The 16,570-nt window shown below is 55.0% G+C and carries 16 protein-coding genes; 8 read left to right on the top strand and 8 right to left on the bottom strand.

The annotated features are described in order from the left end of the window. Positions 1-214: 214 nt before the first annotated feature. A complete protein-coding gene (locus FAP39_RS04955; RefSeq protein ID WP_246058938.1) occupies positions 215-406 on the bottom strand; it encodes a hypothetical protein in 192 nt (63 codons plus the stop codon). A gap of 452 nt (positions 407-858) precedes the next feature. Then, positions 859-1,731, bottom strand: coding sequence for an AraC family transcriptional regulator (locus FAP39_RS04950; RefSeq protein ID WP_138015272.1), 873 nt, complete (start codon positions 1,729-1,731; stop codon positions 859-861). A gap of 80 nt (positions 1,732-1,811) precedes the next feature. On the opposite strand from FAP39_RS04950, the gene FAP39_RS04945 reads away from it, so the two are divergent. Further along, positions 1,812-2,480, top strand: coding sequence for an SRPBCC family protein (locus FAP39_RS04945; protein ID WP_138015271.1), 669 nt, complete (start codon positions 1,812-1,814; stop codon positions 2,478-2,480). A 526-nt stretch (positions 2,481-3,006) separates the two neighbouring features. Here the strand turns inward: FAP39_RS04945 and FAP39_RS04940 are convergent. Then, on the bottom strand, positions 3,007-3,300 hold the full coding sequence (locus FAP39_RS04940; RefSeq protein ID WP_138015270.1) for a hypothetical protein: 294 nt from the start codon (positions 3,298-3,300) through the stop codon (positions 3,007-3,009). A gap of 3 nt (positions 3,301-3,303) precedes the next feature. Between FAP39_RS04940 and FAP39_RS04935 the strand changes: the two genes are divergently transcribed. Next, a complete protein-coding gene (locus FAP39_RS04935) occupies positions 3,304-3,906 on the top strand; it encodes a DMT family transporter (protein WP_138015269.1) in 603 nt (200 codons plus the stop codon). 411 nt (positions 3,907-4,317) lie between these two features. On the opposite strand, the gene carB is transcribed toward FAP39_RS04935, so the two are convergent. Continuing rightward, positions 4,318-7,650: a carbamoyl-phosphate synthase large subunit gene (carB, locus tag FAP39_RS04930; protein ID WP_138015268.1), complete on the bottom strand. Its 3,333-nt coding sequence runs from the start codon at positions 7,648-7,650 to the stop codon at positions 4,318-4,320. Positions 7,651-7,841: 191 nt separating this feature from the next. Here carB and FAP39_RS04925 point away from each other — a divergent pair, with 191 nt between their 5' ends. From FAP39_RS04925 to FAP39_RS04910, 4 genes are all read left to right on the top strand, one after another. Beyond that, positions 7,842-8,969 (top strand): aminodeoxychorismate synthase component I, encoded by a 1,128-nt coding sequence (locus FAP39_RS04925; protein ID WP_138015290.1) that lies wholly within the window; start codon positions 7,842-7,844, stop codon positions 8,967-8,969. Continuing rightward, positions 8,924-9,574 (top strand): aminotransferase class IV family protein, encoded by a 651-nt coding sequence (locus FAP39_RS04920; protein WP_138015267.1) that lies wholly within the window; start codon positions 8,924-8,926, stop codon positions 9,572-9,574. Before FAP39_RS04925 ends, FAP39_RS04920 begins: the two co-directional genes overlap by 46 nt. 137 nt (positions 9,575-9,711) lie before the next feature. After that, positions 9,712-11,562 carry an aspartate--tRNA ligase gene (gene aspS / locus FAP39_RS04915; RefSeq protein ID WP_138015266.1) on the top strand — a complete coding sequence of 617 codons (1,851 nt, stop codon included), beginning with the start codon at positions 9,712-9,714 and terminating at the stop codon, positions 11,560-11,562. A 152-nt stretch (positions 11,563-11,714) separates the two neighbouring features. Next, positions 11,715-12,431 (top strand): GNAT family N-acetyltransferase, encoded by a 717-nt coding sequence (locus FAP39_RS04910; RefSeq protein ID WP_138015265.1) that lies wholly within the window; start codon positions 11,715-11,717, stop codon positions 12,429-12,431. Position 12,432: 1 nt separating this feature from the next. Here FAP39_RS04910 and FAP39_RS04905 read toward each other — a convergent pair whose 3' ends face one another. Next, a complete protein-coding gene (locus tag FAP39_RS04905) occupies positions 12,433-13,149 on the bottom strand; it encodes a response regulator (protein WP_138015264.1) in 717 nt (238 codons plus the stop codon). A 171-nt stretch (positions 13,150-13,320) separates the two neighbouring features. Here FAP39_RS04905 and mce point away from each other — a divergent pair, with 171 nt between their 5' ends. Together mce and FAP39_RS04895 are read left to right on the top strand one after the other, a co-directional pair. Beyond that, the gene (mce, locus tag FAP39_RS04900; protein ID WP_138015263.1) at positions 13,321-13,725 is read left to right on the top strand and encodes a methylmalonyl-CoA epimerase; all 405 of its coding nucleotides are present in this window, start codon (positions 13,321-13,323) and stop codon (positions 13,723-13,725) included. A gap of 77 nt (positions 13,726-13,802) precedes the next feature. Beyond that, positions 13,803-14,093 (top strand): DUF1467 family protein, encoded by a 291-nt coding sequence (locus tag FAP39_RS04895; protein WP_138015262.1) that lies wholly within the window; start codon positions 13,803-13,805, stop codon positions 14,091-14,093. Here FAP39_RS04895 and FAP39_RS04890 read toward each other — a convergent pair. The 3 genes from FAP39_RS04890 to FAP39_RS04880 form a co-directional block, all read right to left on the bottom strand. Further along, on the bottom strand, positions 14,029-14,748 hold the full coding sequence (locus tag FAP39_RS04890; protein WP_171006779.1) for an EI24 domain-containing protein: 720 nt from the start codon (positions 14,746-14,748) through the stop codon (positions 14,029-14,031). The genes FAP39_RS04895 and FAP39_RS04890 overlap by 65 nt on opposite strands. Further along, a complete protein-coding gene (locus FAP39_RS04885) occupies positions 14,745-15,323 on the bottom strand; it encodes a nitroreductase family protein (RefSeq protein ID WP_138015260.1) in 579 nt (192 codons plus the stop codon). The genes FAP39_RS04890 and FAP39_RS04885 overlap by 4 nt, the downstream gene beginning before the upstream one ends. A 68-nt stretch (positions 15,324-15,391) precedes the next feature. Continuing rightward, positions 15,392-16,501 (bottom strand): class II histone deacetylase, encoded by a 1,110-nt coding sequence (locus tag FAP39_RS04880; protein WP_138015259.1) that lies wholly within the window; start codon positions 16,499-16,501, stop codon positions 15,392-15,394. Positions 16,502-16,570: the final 69 nt, after the last annotated feature.

The following is a 16,570-nucleotide window of genomic DNA, read 5'->3' as shown; positions in this document are numbered from 1 at the left end:
TGTCGCCTTCGAACGAAAGGTGGCTTAAACGAGCACTTGGGGCGGCACTAAAACGCGACAGGTCCAACTCACTGAACGGACCACTGGCTGGCGAATACGGCGAGCCTGACTTCGACCTAGTGCTGAAGGTCCACTCAAAGGCCGACTAGGCCGATCCCCAAAACAAAAAAGGAGCAGACATAGGTCTCCTCCTTTTTTGTTTTGGGGATTAGGTTTAGTCAGCGCTGGCGTGGACCCGTAGGACTAAGTCGAAGTCGGGCTCGCCGTATTCGCCCGCCAGTGGTCCTGTGAGAGAGTAGCCGCCAACGCAGTCATCAAACACATAGGCGACCCGGAACAGATGCTCAGGCCAGTCTTCGCCAGCGCGGATGACGACCGTGTCGCCGAGGTTCAATTCAATCATCATCGGACCTCCAAGCAGAGACCAAGGCCAGCAGAACCAGCGCTGAGACGGCGGGGTGGGAACGAGAAACGACCCAGAGCATCGTCGTCAGCACGGCTCTCGGTGGTGGGGTCAAAAGAAAACCCCCGGCGAGAACGCCGAGGGCTGATAAGGTTTTCATGGGGTAAGCTCCTTCGATTTCTATCGATATAGATACGAAGGTTGGCTCGGTTTTTTGGGGAGCGAGAGGAGCGGAAATGCAGAACAAAGCAGCCCTTCATTGGAGTAGCGCCAACTGGTGCTTTCGGCCCAAACCGGACCTTGGCGAGATGTCCCGGTGCTGCATCGTAGCTTCCCCGAAGCAGCCGTTCGACGCATTGCGCAGCATTTTTGCTGGCCAGAGGGCAGCACTGCGGGACGCAGTTGCCGTTCGCCTCCTCCGGCAATAGCCGCTAAGATGAGCACATCGTGATCCGTCATTTAGCCTGCGCAAGGTGATGTTTAGGCGGGCAACCGAACTTACGAGAATAGTCGCGACTGAAATGCGTGGCGCTTTCATATCCGACCTCAAAACCCGCAGTCGAAACTGAGCACGCACCTCGCATAATGATTTCACGCGCCTCAATCATCCGCAGGTCTTTTTGGTATTGCAACGGCGTTGTGCCTGTCACGGACTTGAAATGCTCATGAAAGGAGGACGGGCTCATCCCCGCGATCTCTGCAAGGTCGGCCACGATTAACGGTTCACGAAACTTGTTTCTGATCTGTATTATAGCTTTGGCAATTCGGCTGGCATGGCTGTTGACCGAAAGAAGATTCCTCAACATCCCGCCGATAGGAGACATCACCAAACGAAAGTGAATCTCTCTCACGATCATCGGGCCAAGCACCTGTGCGTCCAGCGGCGAATCCATCAATTCAAGATAACGCGCCATGGGCGCAATGTAGGCGGGGTCTGCTACGGTGGCCGATAGGGCACTTGCCGAAGCTTCCGCTGAGATCGCTTCGCCGACTTGCTCGTAAAGGCTACGCAAGATTCCCAGATCCAACGCAAAAACCAATGCACGGTACGGAGCCTCTGGGCTAGCCTCCAGGATCTTCGCGGTGACGGGCAAGTCGTGGCTAACCAAAAACGCGTCACCCGGCACCAAGGAAATGGCTTTCTCTCCAATGATCATTTCCTTCTTTCCCTGAAGGATTAGGCAGATGAAGGGATTGTAAAGAATGGTCTCAAACTCACTGACCTCTTCACGGCCAAAAACATGAGCAGCATTCAAATATGCCGGTAAGCCGCTATTTTGATTGATTTCATATTGTTTCGCTAGGCGATGCAATTTGTCTTGTGGCATGGAAAACTCCCTCATCACCTCCTAGCAAGTAGGCTGTTTGAGATCACGAAAAATACGCATCTTTAGAGGAATAGGCATGTATGTCAGAGGATCTGGCAGGACGATACGCCGTTTGCGCCCTAGATACAAAATCATCAATTACAGGAGTGAACATGACACGATCTAGCATCATTAAATCCACCTGCGTCGCCGCAACGTTTCTTGCGACTTCTCTCAGCACGCCAGTGTTGGCCGACGGATCAGGCCAAAATTCAAATTTAGCCTGCGACGACGCGATGATGCGCGGCGGCATTGCTCAGCTCAGCGCCACCCATGCCACCATAAACACATCCATCCTGATCGACGCGGCACCTGCCGTAGTTTGGGCCACCTTGACCAATTTTGAGACCATGCCGACCTGGAGCACTGGAACCCTGCAAGGAATGACCGGTGACATTGAAAGTGGCGGCAGCGTGGTGGTTACTTTCCTGTTTGGTGTTGATGATGCGGGACGCCCGATTTCAAATAAAATTCCACATACGCTGATCTTTGAAGATGGTGAAAAAATCGGGTGGTCTGATCCGTTCCCCGCTGATCTCGGCGGCGGGCATGACAATCATATATACGCGGTTGAAGCCTGTGGAGACAAAACGCTGTTCACCCAATCAGATGAGATTGTCGATAACCCCTATGCTGTGAACTTCGTGACCCAACTTCTTGCAGGATATCAACTGTTCAACAGAGAGCTTAAGATAGCCGTAGAGGACTGATCTTTCGCTCTCAGCAGCCCGTCTATCCTCATTCAGGCTGCGTGCTGCACTACATAGTTTTAGTCGGTTTGGGCTCAAAGCTGCCTTGCGGCGGCGCGGCAGCAGGGTCGCAGCGTTTCCGCGCCAGTTCCCAGCCGCTAGATGACGGCAGCCAGCCCAAAGCAGACATGGCCGATCTGCACGCAGGGCGGGAAGTGGCCATTTTGCGCAGGTGCGAACCGATCAAGCCGCAACGTTGAAAACCGACATCCGCATTCGCTTGAAATCGAGGAGTTCTCTGCGTTGCCGCAAGTCGGCCATGAGCCCATATGACTTTGGTTTTCAGCGGGGCCTCTACTGTGATGAATGGCCGGCGTGCACTGCCTCTGGTCGAGGCCGTGGGTGGCAGGTCAAGGGGAGGCGGTTAGGCCTCAAAGGTTTGGGATACACCTTAGTCCACTTTCTGATTTGCCTCGGCCACTTCACTGCTCAAGAAGCCAAAGATTTTAGACAAAAACGACCAAGATGACGCATGCTCATTCGGTGTTCAGTTGCTGTCCAGCAGAACGCCGACGCCGACCACCAAGGAAACCCAGACTTTCATTCTCATGATAAAGGCCTTCTCAACACCGAAGGCCTGGATAATTTCACCGAGAAAGCTATCTTGCAGCGTTCCTCCGATCTGTGTGGTATAGGCTTGGGCAAGGCAACTACTCCCCTCGACCAACTGCGCTCGGTGTTGTTGGTTTTCCAACTCAAAATGAACGACCAGATCCCCGTGCTTGCTACGCTCCGATGGCTGTAAAAGTCTCCCAGTCGGTGCAAGTTGTCCTGCGGCCACAGGATGCTTTTATTCTATCTCGCACTGGCATGGAGCATTATTATTGAGGTCGTATTCTGCCGCCGGCGCTTTGCCCTATATGACTTTGGGGTCATCGCTCTCATGCTGATTGGCATTGTTACGATTCATCGATTTTCCCTTGATTTCAAGGCTATTGGCAGCAGTGGGGATTTGTTGGCGCTTTTGTCTGGTTTCTTTTTTTCTATTGGAGCAGCTTTGGCGCATGGCACGCCAAAATCTGCAACAGCCACCGTGACATTTGTGCTGGTGGTCTCGTCGACCTGTTTTGGGTTGGGGGCAGTCTATTTTTTTGGCCCTGAGGGTACAGTGTCTATGGGCAGTGATGTTTGGGCAAACTTTATTGCTCTCGCCACCGGAATCCTATTCTTGGCGCCGGTCATGTTTGGCACGGTTTGGGCGGCAAACATTTTACGCCCCTCTGAGTTGACCAGCCTGCTAACGTTAGAAATTATCTCGGGAGTGATTTCTGGCGCAGTGTTGAGCGGCCAAGCCTTTGGTGTGTATGAGGCCTTGGGGTCTTTGGCGATCATTGCGGCGATCATATTTTCGAACTACAATTCCAACCTCAGGGCGCAAGGTGCATAGAGCCACCTCACTTTCCAGCTTCACAAGCTCGATCCGGCATTTTGGTCAGGAATTTGTCAGTCCAAGCGTCTGCAATTATTTAGCTTAACGAGTTTAAATTTTTGAAAAAATCGGGGCGTAGAGTGGTTTTTCACCCTCAGACGGTACGTTGCAAACTGCTCAAATTTCTCGGTGCCTGTCATCACGACGATTAGCGGTTCACGTCAAAACACTCAGCGAAATAGACATGTCTGACAATGACGGGCCCCAACTTGAGGTGCAAAGAGACCTCAGTCTCTGGGTGCGCCGCTGTTTGGCCAAGCATATCGGAAACGACGCGTAGGCTGGATAACCTCCAAACAATAAGGCAGCCAGAAGACGTAATATCTTCTGGCTGCCAAATGAGTGATGCTTTGATGACGAGCTGAGCGCTTAGCCCTGAAGGCTGCGCACTTCGAGATCACCTTCTTCGCGGGCTTTCATTGCCAACGCCGCTGCGTGGCTAGCGGCTGCTGTCGTGAAGTAGGGGATTTTGTCATAAAGCGCGACAGATCGGATTTCGCGGCTGTCGTTGACGGCCTGTGCCCCTTCGGTGGTGTTCATCACCAATGAGATTTCGCCGTTCTTAAGCGTATCCACAATGTTTGGGCGACCCTCATACACTTTGTTCACCTGATCGCATGCCACACCTTGTTCGGCCAGCCAGCTGGCTGTGCCGGCTGTGGCAACAATCCCAAAGCCCATTTCGCCAAGCACTTTGGCAGCCTCTAGCATATCAGGTGTTTTGTCTGCGTCTTTGATCGAGATAAACGCCTTGCCTGAATTGGGCAGCTCCATGCCTGCGCCAAGTTGTGCCTTGAGGAAGGCCCGCGGGAACGAGCGATCCCATCCCATAACTTCACCGGTTGAGCGCATCTCTGGACCGAGAATTGTATCAACGCCGGGGAACCGTGCGAAGGGCATCACCGCTTCTTTGACTGAGAACCACGGCATATTGGGATCAGCCAACGTCATTTGGTCGGCGATTGGCTGTGGTGTCGAAATATCGTCACCTTCGTTATAGGGTGCACGCAGCGGGAAGTTGCTGAGCGGTTCTCCTGCCATCAATCGTGCCGCAATGGACGCAATCGCACTGTCGGTGGATTTGGCGACAAATGGCACGGTGCGAGAGGCGCGCGGGTTGACTTCGATCAGATAGATTTCGTCATCTTTGATCGCAAACTGCACATTCATCAGGCCAACAACGTTCAGGGCAATGGCGAGATCATGCGCTTGGACCTCGATGCGTTTGATCATGTCACGAGACAAGGAATACGGAGGCAAGGAACAGGCGCTGTCGCCCGAGTGTACCCCCGCCTCTTCGATGTGCTGCATGATACCTGCGATATGGACGTTTTTGCCATCGCACAGGGCGTCGACATCCAATTCCAGCGCACCTGCGAGATAGCTGTCCAGCAAAACGGGGCTGTCGCCCGACACGACTACCGCTTCGGCGATATAGCGTTCCAACTGGGCCATGTCGCGCACGATTTCCATGGCACGTCCGCCCAAAACATACGACGGGCGAATAACCAGCGGAAAGCCGATGTCATCAGCAATAGCAAGGGCTTGCGTGTCTGTAGATGCAATGCCGTTCTTGGGCTGTTTCAGCCCAAGTTGATTGACCAATGCCTGAAAGCGCTCGCGGTCTTCGGCAAGGTCAATGGCATCTGGCGTCGTGCCAAGAATTGGGATGCCTTCATCTTGCAGGGCCTGAGCGATCTTCAGAGGTGTCTGACCGCCGAACTGAACGATCACACCGTGCAGCGTGCCGTTGTCTTTCTCGACGCGCAGGATTTCCATGACATGTTCAAATGTCAAAGGCTCAAAATACAAGCGGTCAGATGTATCATAATCAGTCGAAACCGTTTCAGGGTTACAATTGACCATGATGGTTTCATACCCAGCATCCGTCAGCGCATAGCAGGCGTGACAGCAGCAATAGTCAAACTCGATCCCTTGACCAATCCGGTTTGGGCCACCGCCAAGGATCACCACCTTTTTACGATCACTTGGGCGGGCTTCACATTCGGCTTCGCCCATCATCGGTGCTTCATAGGTGGAATACATATAGGGAGTTTGAGCTTCGAATTCTGCCGCGCAGGTGTCGATCCGCTTAAAGACGGCTGTGACGCCAGCAGAATGGCGCGCCTTGCGGACATCTGCCTCGGCAAAGCCGGTCAGCTTGGCAAGCCGTGCATCGGTAAAGCCCATCATCTTGAGCTTGCGCAAGCCTTCGGCGTCAGCGGGCAACCCGTTGGTGCGAACGTGGTCTTCGGCGTCCACGATCTCGCGGATACGATCAAGGAACCAAGGGTCAAACATGGTTGTATTCTGGATTTCTGCGTTGGTCAGGCCATGCCGCATGGCTTGGGCAATCGTACGCATACGATCCGGAGTTTGCTTGGAAATGGCCATGATCACGGCGGCTTTGTCCGGTGCACCTTCGATTTCGACCTCGTCAAATCCGGTCAGACCGGATTCCATCGACGCCAGCGCTTTTTGCAGCGACTCGTGAATGGTTCGGCCAATCGCCATAGCTTCGCCGACCGATTTCATCGCTGTGGTCAGATATGGTTCCGATCCAGGGAATTTCTCGAACGCGAACTTTGGAATTTTGGTCACGACGTAATCGATGGTGGGTTCAAAGCTGGCAGGTGTCACCTTGGTGATGTCATTGTCCAGCTCGTCAAGCGTGAAGCCGACAGCCAGTTTGGCCGCGATCTTGGCAATCGGGAACCCCGTTGCCTTGGACGCCAACGCAGAAGAGCGTGACACGCGCGGGTTCATTTCGATGACGATCATCCGGCCGTCTTTGGGGTTCACGGCCCATTGAACGTTCGATCCACCTGTTTCAACGCCGATCTCGCGCAAGACCGCAATAGAGCCGTTACGCATTTCCTGATATTCTTTGTCCGTCAAAGTCAGGGCAGGGGCCACAGTGATTGAGTCACCCGTGTGCACGCCCATGGGGTCAATGTTTTCAATCGAACAGACGATGATGGCGTTATCCGCTTTGTCGCGGACCACTTCCATTTCGTATTCTTTCCACCCCAGCAGGCTCTCGTCGACGAGAATTTGGTTCACAGGGCTGGCGTCCATCCCGGTGCGGCAGAAGTGCATGTAATCTTCGCGGTTGTATGCCACGCCGCCGCCTGTGCCGCCCATGGTAAAGGCCGGACGGATAATCGCAGGAAGCCCGATGTCTTCCAGATCTTCCAAAGCGAGACGCACGCCTTCATCCAAATCGGCGCTGCCATCCTCATTCTTGGGTGCGGTCACAATGGTTGCCCGCGGGTTTTCGATGCCAAGACGATCCATGGCTTCGCGAAACAGTTTGCGATCTTCGGCCATTTCAATGGCGTCACGCGTGGCCCCAATCATTTCAACGCCAAATTTTTCCAGCACGCCCATTTCTTCCAAGGCGAGCGAGGTGTTCAATCCGGTTTGTCCGCCCATCGTGGGCAGCAAGGCGTCGGGGCGCTCTTTTTCGATGATCTTGGCCACAATCTCGGGGGTGATGGGCTCGATATAAGTCGCATCTGCCAGCTCTGGATCGGTCATAATTGTGGCTGGATTCGAGTTGACCAGAATGACGCGATACCCTTCTTCTCGAAGGGCTTTACAGGCTTGGGCTCCCGAATAGTCAAATTCACAGGCTTGGCCGATGACAATGGGGCCAGCCCCGATAATCATGATAGAAGAGATGTCGGTTCTTTTGGGCATGGCAGACCTCGGGTTTAGGGGCGACAATGCTAGAGGAGAGTCGCCCGAATGCGCAAATTGTCGTGGGTTATAGACATCGCGGGACGAGGTGCAAGGGGGATCGGGAAAATGACGCAATCTGCCGCTTTCAACCCTGTCCTTTGGCAAGGATCAGCATATATGGAAGCCAATGACATTCAAGAGGCGTGACATTGAAGATTCGATTTGACCATGGGCCAGACGGCATTGCGACGCAGTTTTCTGCGCCGCACAGGTTGATTGTTGCGCAAAACCTTGAAGACGTCTCTGGCGCGCTGGCGGCGCTGGATCAAGCGCGTGCAGACGGGAACTGGCTTGCTGGCTATGCAACCTATGAACTTGGATATGCTCTCGAGCCGCGACTCGAGCACCGGCTTCCTAAAAATCGGCGTTTGCCGTTGTTGTGTTTCGGGGTGTTTGATGCGCCGTCAAAAGCCGCGCCGCTTGCCAGCCATCAGACCGTTGAATTGTCGGCGTTGCGGCCCCGATGGTCCGAACGCGAATATGAGACCGCATTTGCAACAGTGCACGATTATATTGGGGCAGGGGATATCTATCAGGCCAACCTGACCTTTCCGATGGATGCGACGTACACCGGAGATATCCGCGATCTCTATGCTGCATTAGAGGCCCGCCAGCCGGTGGGGCACGGGGCACTTGTGGAGCAAGAGGGTCTGCCATCGTTGCTTAGCCGGTCGCCCGAATTGTTTTTCCGCACCGACGCGCGTGGGCATATCGAAACACGCCCCATGAAGGGGACACAGCCGCGAAGTGATGATCCTACCGAGGATGCGCGTCGCAAAGCATGGCTGGCGGAAGACGAGAAAAATCGCGCGGAAAACCTGATGATTGTCGATTTGCTGCGCAATGACATATCCCGCGTCGCCCGCCCCGGATCGGTGCATGTGCCAGAGCTGTTCAAGGTCGAAAGCTATGCCACCGTGCATCAAATGGTGTCGCGCGTGGCCGCAGACTTGCAACCCGATACCGGATTGGGCGATATTTTTCGCGCCCTGTTTCCGTGCGGGTCCATCACAGGGGCCCCGAAAATGCGGGCCATGGAGATTCTGAACGATTTGGAACCCGCCGCGCGCGACATCTATTGCGGGACAATCGGCTGGGCCGCACCCGATGGGCAAAGCGAATTCAGCGTGGCGATCCGCACCTTGATGGCGGAAGCAGGCGCCGCCGTTTTGAACGTAGGGGGCGGTCTGGTTTGGGATAGCACGGCATCGTCTGAATACGAGGAAGCACTATGGAAAGCACGTTTCGCGAATCCGTTCCCGAGGGAACGCGCCTGATCGAAACCTTCGGTTGGGTGCCCGAGCAGGGCTTCATCCGTTTGGACCAGCATCTTGCGCGTATGCAGCGCTCGGCACTTGCGATGGGGTTCGCATTCGACCGTACGCGCGCATTGGGCTGCCTGTCTGTGGCGGGCACGCAGGCCCTGCGGTGTCGGTTGACCCTTGGCGTGGGTGGGTTTGAGTTCACCAGTACCCCAATGGCGCGCGTCGTCGAACCGTGGACCGTCTGCTTCGCGCCAAATCGGCTTTGGTCGCAGGATGTGTGGCTCGGTCACAAGACGACACAGCGCGCGCTTTATGATGCCGCGCGCGCAGCCTTGCCCGATGGGATTGACGAACTGGTGTTCCTGAACGAGCGGGGCGAGGTATGTGAGGGGACGATTACAAATATATTCGTCACACGCAAAACCGGCGAAGTGATCACACCGACCTTGGCATGTGGCGTTCTGCCGGGGGTTCTCCGCCAGAGCCTGATTGACGCTGGCCATGTGCAAGAAGGTGTTTTGGGTCTTCAAGATATCGAAGACGCGACGGAAATTCATATGGGAAATTCGTTGCGTGGGTTGATCCGGGTCGAGATGCAGAAGCCCATAACACCCTAGGGATGCTGTGCCGAACGGTATATCTTGAGTGGAACGTGCCTTTTTAGATCAATCCGGGGCAAGTTCTCTTGACTTTGGCCCCGCGAAAAGGTGTATCAGCGCGACTTCACTACTTTCACCCTTGAGAGGGGCCGACCATGCATGCCTATCGCAGCCACACCTGTGCTGATCTGAATAAATCCAACGTGGGCGAAACCGTCCGCCTGTCTGGCTGGGTGCACCGTGTGCGCGACCATGGCGGCCTTTTGTTCATCGACTTGCGCGATCACTATGGCATTACCCAAGTGATGGCGGACCCTGACAGCCCTGTTTTTGCTGACCTTGAAAAAGTGCGCTCGGAATGGTGTATCCGGATCGACGGCAATGTCATGGCCCGCGACGAGAGCCTTGTGAATGCGTCTATCCCGACCGGTGAAATCGAAGTGTTCGTCCGCGATATCGAAGTTCTGGGTCAGGCTGCCGAGCTGCCGTTGATGGTGTTTGGTGATCAGGAATACCCTGAGGAGACGCGTCTTAAGTACCGTTTCCTTGATCTGCGCCGTGATGCCATGCAAAAGAACATGACCCTGCGCAGCGACGTTGTGACCAGCATGCGCAAGCGGATGTGGGACAAGGGATTTCGTGAATATCAAACCCCGATTATCACGGCCTCGAGCCCAGAAGGCGCGCGTGACTTTTTGGTGCCCTCCCGTCAGCACCCTGGCCAGTTCTATGCGCTGCCGCAGGCCCCTCAGCAATTCAAACAGCTGATGATGGTTGCTGGATACGACAAGTATTTCCAGATCGCACCGTGTTTCCGCGACGAAGACCCTCGTGCGGATCGCTCGCCTACAGATTTTTACCAGCTTGATCTCGAAATGTCCTTCGTCAGCCAGCAAGACGTGTTCGATACGATCCAGCCTGTTTTGACAGGCGTGTTCGAAGAGTTCGGCGGTGGCCGCAAGGTGGATCAGACGTGGGAACAGATTTCCTATAAAGACGCAGCACTTTGGTATGGCAGCGACAAGCCTGACCTGCGCAACCCGATCAAGATGCAAGTGGTGTCAGAGCACTTCGCAGGCTCTGGCTTTGCGATTTTTGCCAAACTTCTAGAGCAGGAAGGCACCGAGATCCGTGCCGTTCCGGCGCCCACCGGTGGTAGCCGCAAATTCTGCGATCGCATGAACAAATTCGCACAAAGTGAAGGCCTGCCGGGTATGGGCTATATCTTCTGGCGCGAGAAAACGGCGGATTCTGTTGCCCAAGAACTGGGTATCAAAGTCAAAGAAGCCCAAGCCTTGCTGAAATCCGGTGAGGTCGAAGGCGGCATGGAAGCCGCTGGACCTTTGGCCAAAAACATCGGCCCGGAGCGCACAGAAGCTATTCGCCAGCAATTGGGGCTAAGCGTCGGCGACGCCGCGTTCTTCTTGGGTGGTAAACCTAAGGCGTTTGAATCTGTTGCAGGTCGCGCACGCAACGTGATCGGTGAAGAGCTGGGTCTGATCGACAAGGACCGTTTTGCCTTTGCATGGATTGTGGATTTCCCGATTTATGAGCGGGATGAAGAAACCGGCAAGATCGATTTTGAGCATAACCCGTTTTCGATGCCTCAGGGTGGAATGGATGCGCTGGACGGCGATCCGCTGGACGTGCTGGGCTATCAATACGATCTTGCATGCAACGGTTATGAACTGGTGTCCGGTGCGATCCGGAACCACAAGCCAGAGATTATGTTCAAAGCCTTTGAAATTGCGGGCTATGGCAAAGACGAAGTTGAAAACCGCTTTGGCGCGTTGGTCAATGCCTTTCAATATGGCGCTCCGCCCCACGGTGGCTGTGCCGCAGGCGTGGATCGGATCGTGATGCTGCTTGCTGACGAAGCCAACATTCGTGAAGTCGTGATGTTCCCAATGAACCAACGCGCTGAAGATTTGATGATGAACGCCCCGTCTGATCCCACTCCGGATCAATTGATGGAGCTGGGTTTGCGCGTGATCCCGCAAGACTGATCAGATCGCACATACGTTTTCGCTAAGGCCGTCCCTTTTGTGGGCGGCCTTATGCGTTTCGGGGTTTGTGCACATATGCTGCTTAGAATTCAGGGGCTTGGCAGAATTGCAACAGATATGCAAAGGTGGCCTTGAATAGACGGAGCCCGCGCATGGCAGAGCCAAGACCCACTGGGGAAATTATCCCAAACTGGACCCCACCGATTGCCCCCACTGGGGACACGCTTGATGGGCGATATGTACGGCTTGAACCTCTGCAAGCCGAAGCACATGCTGCGCTGTTGTTTCGGGCGTATGAAGGGCATGATGCCGTGTGGGACTACCTGCCCTATGGGCCGTTTCATTCAGCCGCAGCGTATCATCGCTGGGTCAAGAGCGTCAGCGATCATGCGGACCCTTTCTTTTACGCACTTTTTGATAAAGACACCCAAAGTTGGGGTGGCGTTGCATCCTACTTGAGGATCACGCCCGAGTCAGGATCCATCGAAATCGGGCACATCAATCTGTCACCACAATTGCAGGGACAGCGCGCCGCCACCGAGGCGTTTTACCTGATGATGAAGTGGGCCTTTGAAGCTGGATACCGGCGGTTCGAATGGAAGTGCGATGCGTTGAACATGCCGTCACGGCGCGCGGCGCAACGGCTTGGCCTCAGTTATGAGGGTGTGTTCCGTCAGGCCACTGTGGTCAAGGGGCGCAATCGCGACACTGCGTGGTTTGCAGCTATCGACAAAGAGTGGGCGGCTTTGTCGGCGGCATATGATGTCTGGCTGTCTCCGTCCAACTTTGACCCAAAGGGGCGACAAGCCGAAAGCCTCAGCGACCTGACACGCCTTGTGCGTGCCAATGATGACCCAAAGGTATATTAAGCTAGATGACAGGTTCTTGAGCGAGGCGCGCCTGAACCATTTCACTGAGACGTGCCACCACGGCCTCTGATCGTGCACCTTCGTTGTGGGCCTTGGCCACGGCCTGAGCCGCCATGTGCAAAGGCGTATCCTTGGCGCTCATGGCAATCCCTGACAAAAACTTGGCGACGTAATTGATCACTTGGCTTTGGTGGTTTGTTTGTAACGTATCTGCAGCGTGACAGAGGTCATCACGGTAGGCCACGGGGTCGGGCGTGATGGCCTCTTCCGGGACAACGCGCGGCATCGACGGGCGTTGATCATGAGGAAGGCGAGACAGAATGGCCTGCTGAAAGCTTCCGAGGCTGTCGAGGGGTTTTGCCAAAAATCCATCGGCACCCGCTGCGATCGCCTCGTCTTCGGCAAAAAGATCGCCGGACGTGGCCAGAACCACACCGTTGTGGGGTTGGGCCTTGGTCAGTTCTTCGATGAGTTCCGCGCCCGATCCATCCGGCAGCCCCATATCAATAATCACCACAGAAGGTCGATAGATTTGCAAGTGTCGACGCGCCGAGGCCAGACAATCCGCGCGACGAATACGGGCGCCACTGCGCAGACACAGCAAACGCATGGCATCACAAGCAAAGCGGCTGTCTTCGACGACGAGCACGGTCAACCCGAGCAATGGACGTTGTGCTGTTGGCATCGAGTGGGCGGCATAAGGTGCAAATTCATCCATGGCAGGCTCCTGCAGTGATCAAACGAGAGACCCACAAATTAGGGCAGGGTTGGTGAATAAGACGTTAATCTGTGGCAGGTGAAATTGGCCATCGCGACCCCCTGTCGCTTGCAACCCATTCTGGCCTTGCCCATAAGGTGCCCAGACTTATGCACCCGAAAGGATTTCCCGATGATTGGTCGATTGAACCACGTTGCCATTGCTGTTCCTGATCTGGAAGCGGCCTCTGCCCAATATGCCAACGCGCTTGGCGCCAAAGTCGGGGCCCCTCAAGACGAGCCGGATCATGGCGTCACAGTCGTATTTATCGAGCTGCCCAACACCAAGATCGAATTGCTGTATCCATTGGGGGATGACAGCCCGATCAACGGCTTTCTCGAGAAAAACCCATCAGGCGGCATTCACCATGTGTGCTATGAAGTGGATGACATTTTGGCCGCACGGGATCATCTGAAATCTACGGGCGCGCGCGTTTTGGGATCAGGCGAGCCCAAGATCGGTGCCCACGGGAAACCTGTTTTGTTCCTGCACCCGAAAGATTTCAACGGCTGTCTGGTTGAACTCGAACAAGTTTGATCTCATTTGACCTAGGGCGCGCGCGATAGACCTTGTTGTGCGCGCCGACACATCAATTGCATTCAGGAGACCTGTAAATGTCGATTACGTCTGCCATCGTCTTGTACGCGGTCTTGTGGTTCATGACCTTTTTGATCGCGATTCCGATCCGCCTTAAGACTCAGGGCGATATGGGAGAAGTGGTGCCAGGCACCCACGCGGGGGCGCCTGAACATCACAACCTGAAACCCAAAGCTCTGATTACGACTGTGGTGGCGGCCGTGATGTGGGGTATCTTGTTCTGGATCATCACGACCGGCCAGATCACTGTACGCGACTTTGACTGGATGGATCGTCTGCCGCCTGTATCTGATGGAACAGATGGGTAAAGGTTGCGGCCCCCACAATTGGGATCAGCAAGTTTACCAGCGGTATTGAGAGCGGCACCGCCATCAATATCCCTGCAAGCCAGATCGTCCCCTTGTTCTTCTTGCGCAACGCAGCTGCGCCTTGACGGCCAAGGCGCCGCATTGCGGCCAGTTGGAAATATTCACGGCCCAATAAGAAGCCGTTCAATCCCCAAAAAATGAACACCGAAAGCGCCGAGAAAAACGCATAAAGGATGAACGCCAACAGGTTGGCAATGATCAGTACGCCCAAGAAATACAGGGTATCACGCAAGGCATCCGAAAACGGAACAGGATCGACCGCAGGCAGGTTTGGATAATGCCTGTCTTCCACGGCTTGCGCGACATCATCCAGAAACATTGACGTGATTGCAGATGCCACTGGAACCATCAGAAAAATGGACAGAATGAACATAAAGATAAAGGACGAGAAGCTGAGCAGATCGTCCAGCCACGTGACCTGTCCGATCACGGGCACATAGGCGTCTTCGCCAACCAAGAGGTCCAGCACCCACAACAGCCCGGCATATGATGCGATCAACAGCGCAAACGTCAGGATGATCCCCAACCCAAGAACACGGCGAAACCGCGGGTCGCCCAGTTGGCTCAAGGCCAAAAAGAACGATTTGAAAATCAGTGCGATACCCATGTGACCTTTTCCTTTATGTCGGGGCGCGGGCGTTCGGGCGGCGTCGCTTTTTCAGTGCCGATATGGATGAATCCTGCTACATGTTCATGCGGTGCCAGATCCAGCGCTTGGGTCAGGAACACGCGATCGTGGCTTGGCCATCCCGACAACCAATTTGCCCCCCAACCCGACGCCAACGCTGCATTCAGCAATGCCAGACAAACGGCACCGGCCGAGTAGCTTTGTTCGATTTCAGGGACTTTTTCGGCAATTACAGGGCAAACAACCACGGCAACGGCCAATGTGCCGGTGTCGAATTGATTGCGACCTTTGCTGGTCTTGTCGTCATCAAGTCCAAGCTGTTGGGCCCGTGCTCCGACGATGTCGCCCATGCGGCGCAGGGCACCTTGTTCCAAGACCACAAGCCGCCACGGCTCTAGTTTGCCATGATCCGGCGTGCGCAGCGCTGCCTGTAAGATCGGTTCAAGCGCGACACGGTCCGGGACCGGAGTGGTCAGCGTCTTTGCAGGGCGTGAGCGTCTAGTCAGAAGAAACTCGAGCGCCTGAAGGTTCGGAGCGGGCATACAGAAATTCCAATTATTTAGAGTTGCGACACATGTCGGCGTATTCACCAGCGGTTTCAACCATCTTGTCAAAGTTTGAGCAAGGTTTCCGCCATTTCATCAATCTGGTCTTTGGCGAATTGTTCAAACCGGATGTCGGGTTGGCGTTGCTCCAGTGTCTTGGCCATGGGGTCTGGCACATGCATCAGGCTGCCCGAAAGCTGTTCCAACACGGCGTGCCCGCAAAACGGGACATAGGCTTCGGAATATCCACCTTCGTGCACCATCACCAATTTGCCCCCACAGAGCGCGTCTGCGGCCTGCATCACCAGACGCGTCATGTCGCGGAACGTTTGCGCCGTGGCCATCATGCGGCCCAACGGATCGAATGCCGACGCATCATACCCGCAGGCTACGATCACAAGATCGGGCGCATAAGTGTGCAGCGCAGGTAAAACGATACGCTCCATCGCGTATATGTAGGTCGCGTGACCCGCCCCGGGTGGGAGCGGTATGTTGATATTGTGCCCATACCCTGCACCGACACCCCGTGCGTCGATGTCTCCGGTATCCAGAGGATAGTTGTGTGCCTGATGCAAAGACACCGTCAACACATCGTCACGATCCCAAAATATGGCCTCGGTGCCATTGCCATGGTGTACATCCCAATCGATCACCGCGACGCGCTTGGCCAATCCTTGGGATTTGGCCGCTTCGATGGCGATGGCGATATTGGCCAGCAGGCAAAATCCGTTTGGCCAGTCTGGCAAGCAATGATGACCCGGCGGTCGCGACAACGCATAGGCATTATCCATGTCACCCTCTAGCACGGCCAATACCGCGTCTTTGGCCAACCCTGCTGATAATGCCGCGATCTCGTACCCGCCCTGGCCAAATGGCGTGCGCAAACCCAATTCTCCACCACCTGCATCGGATTGGGCTTTGAAACGATCCAGAAAGCTGGGCGGGTGGACACGCTCCAAATCAGTGCGGGTCGCTTCTGGAGCACTGCGCATCTCAAGGTCATTGGACAAGCCGCTGACATCCATCAGGTTCTTTAACCGCCGTTTGGTTTCGGGGCTTTCGGGCAATCCTGCGCCTGACAGCGGTTGTACATATCCACCGACCGGCAACGTCAGGGCATAGTTTCCACCCGAATGCCAAAAACATCGCTCATCCCAGAAAAATCCGGTATGCATCCTATCGTTCCTCTGCCCCGTTTCGCATTATGCCATGCTTGCTGCAGAGATCGTGAAAATCAACCCCAC

The sequence above is a fragment of the Shimia litoralis genome (assembly GCF_005518135.1).
GTDB classification, from domain to species: domain Bacteria; phylum Pseudomonadota; class Alphaproteobacteria; order Rhodobacterales; family Rhodobacteraceae; genus Shimia_E; species Shimia_E litoralis.
The sequence above is the reverse complement of the archived record's forward strand: the minus strand, read 5'-3'. Positions and strand labels throughout refer to the sequence as shown.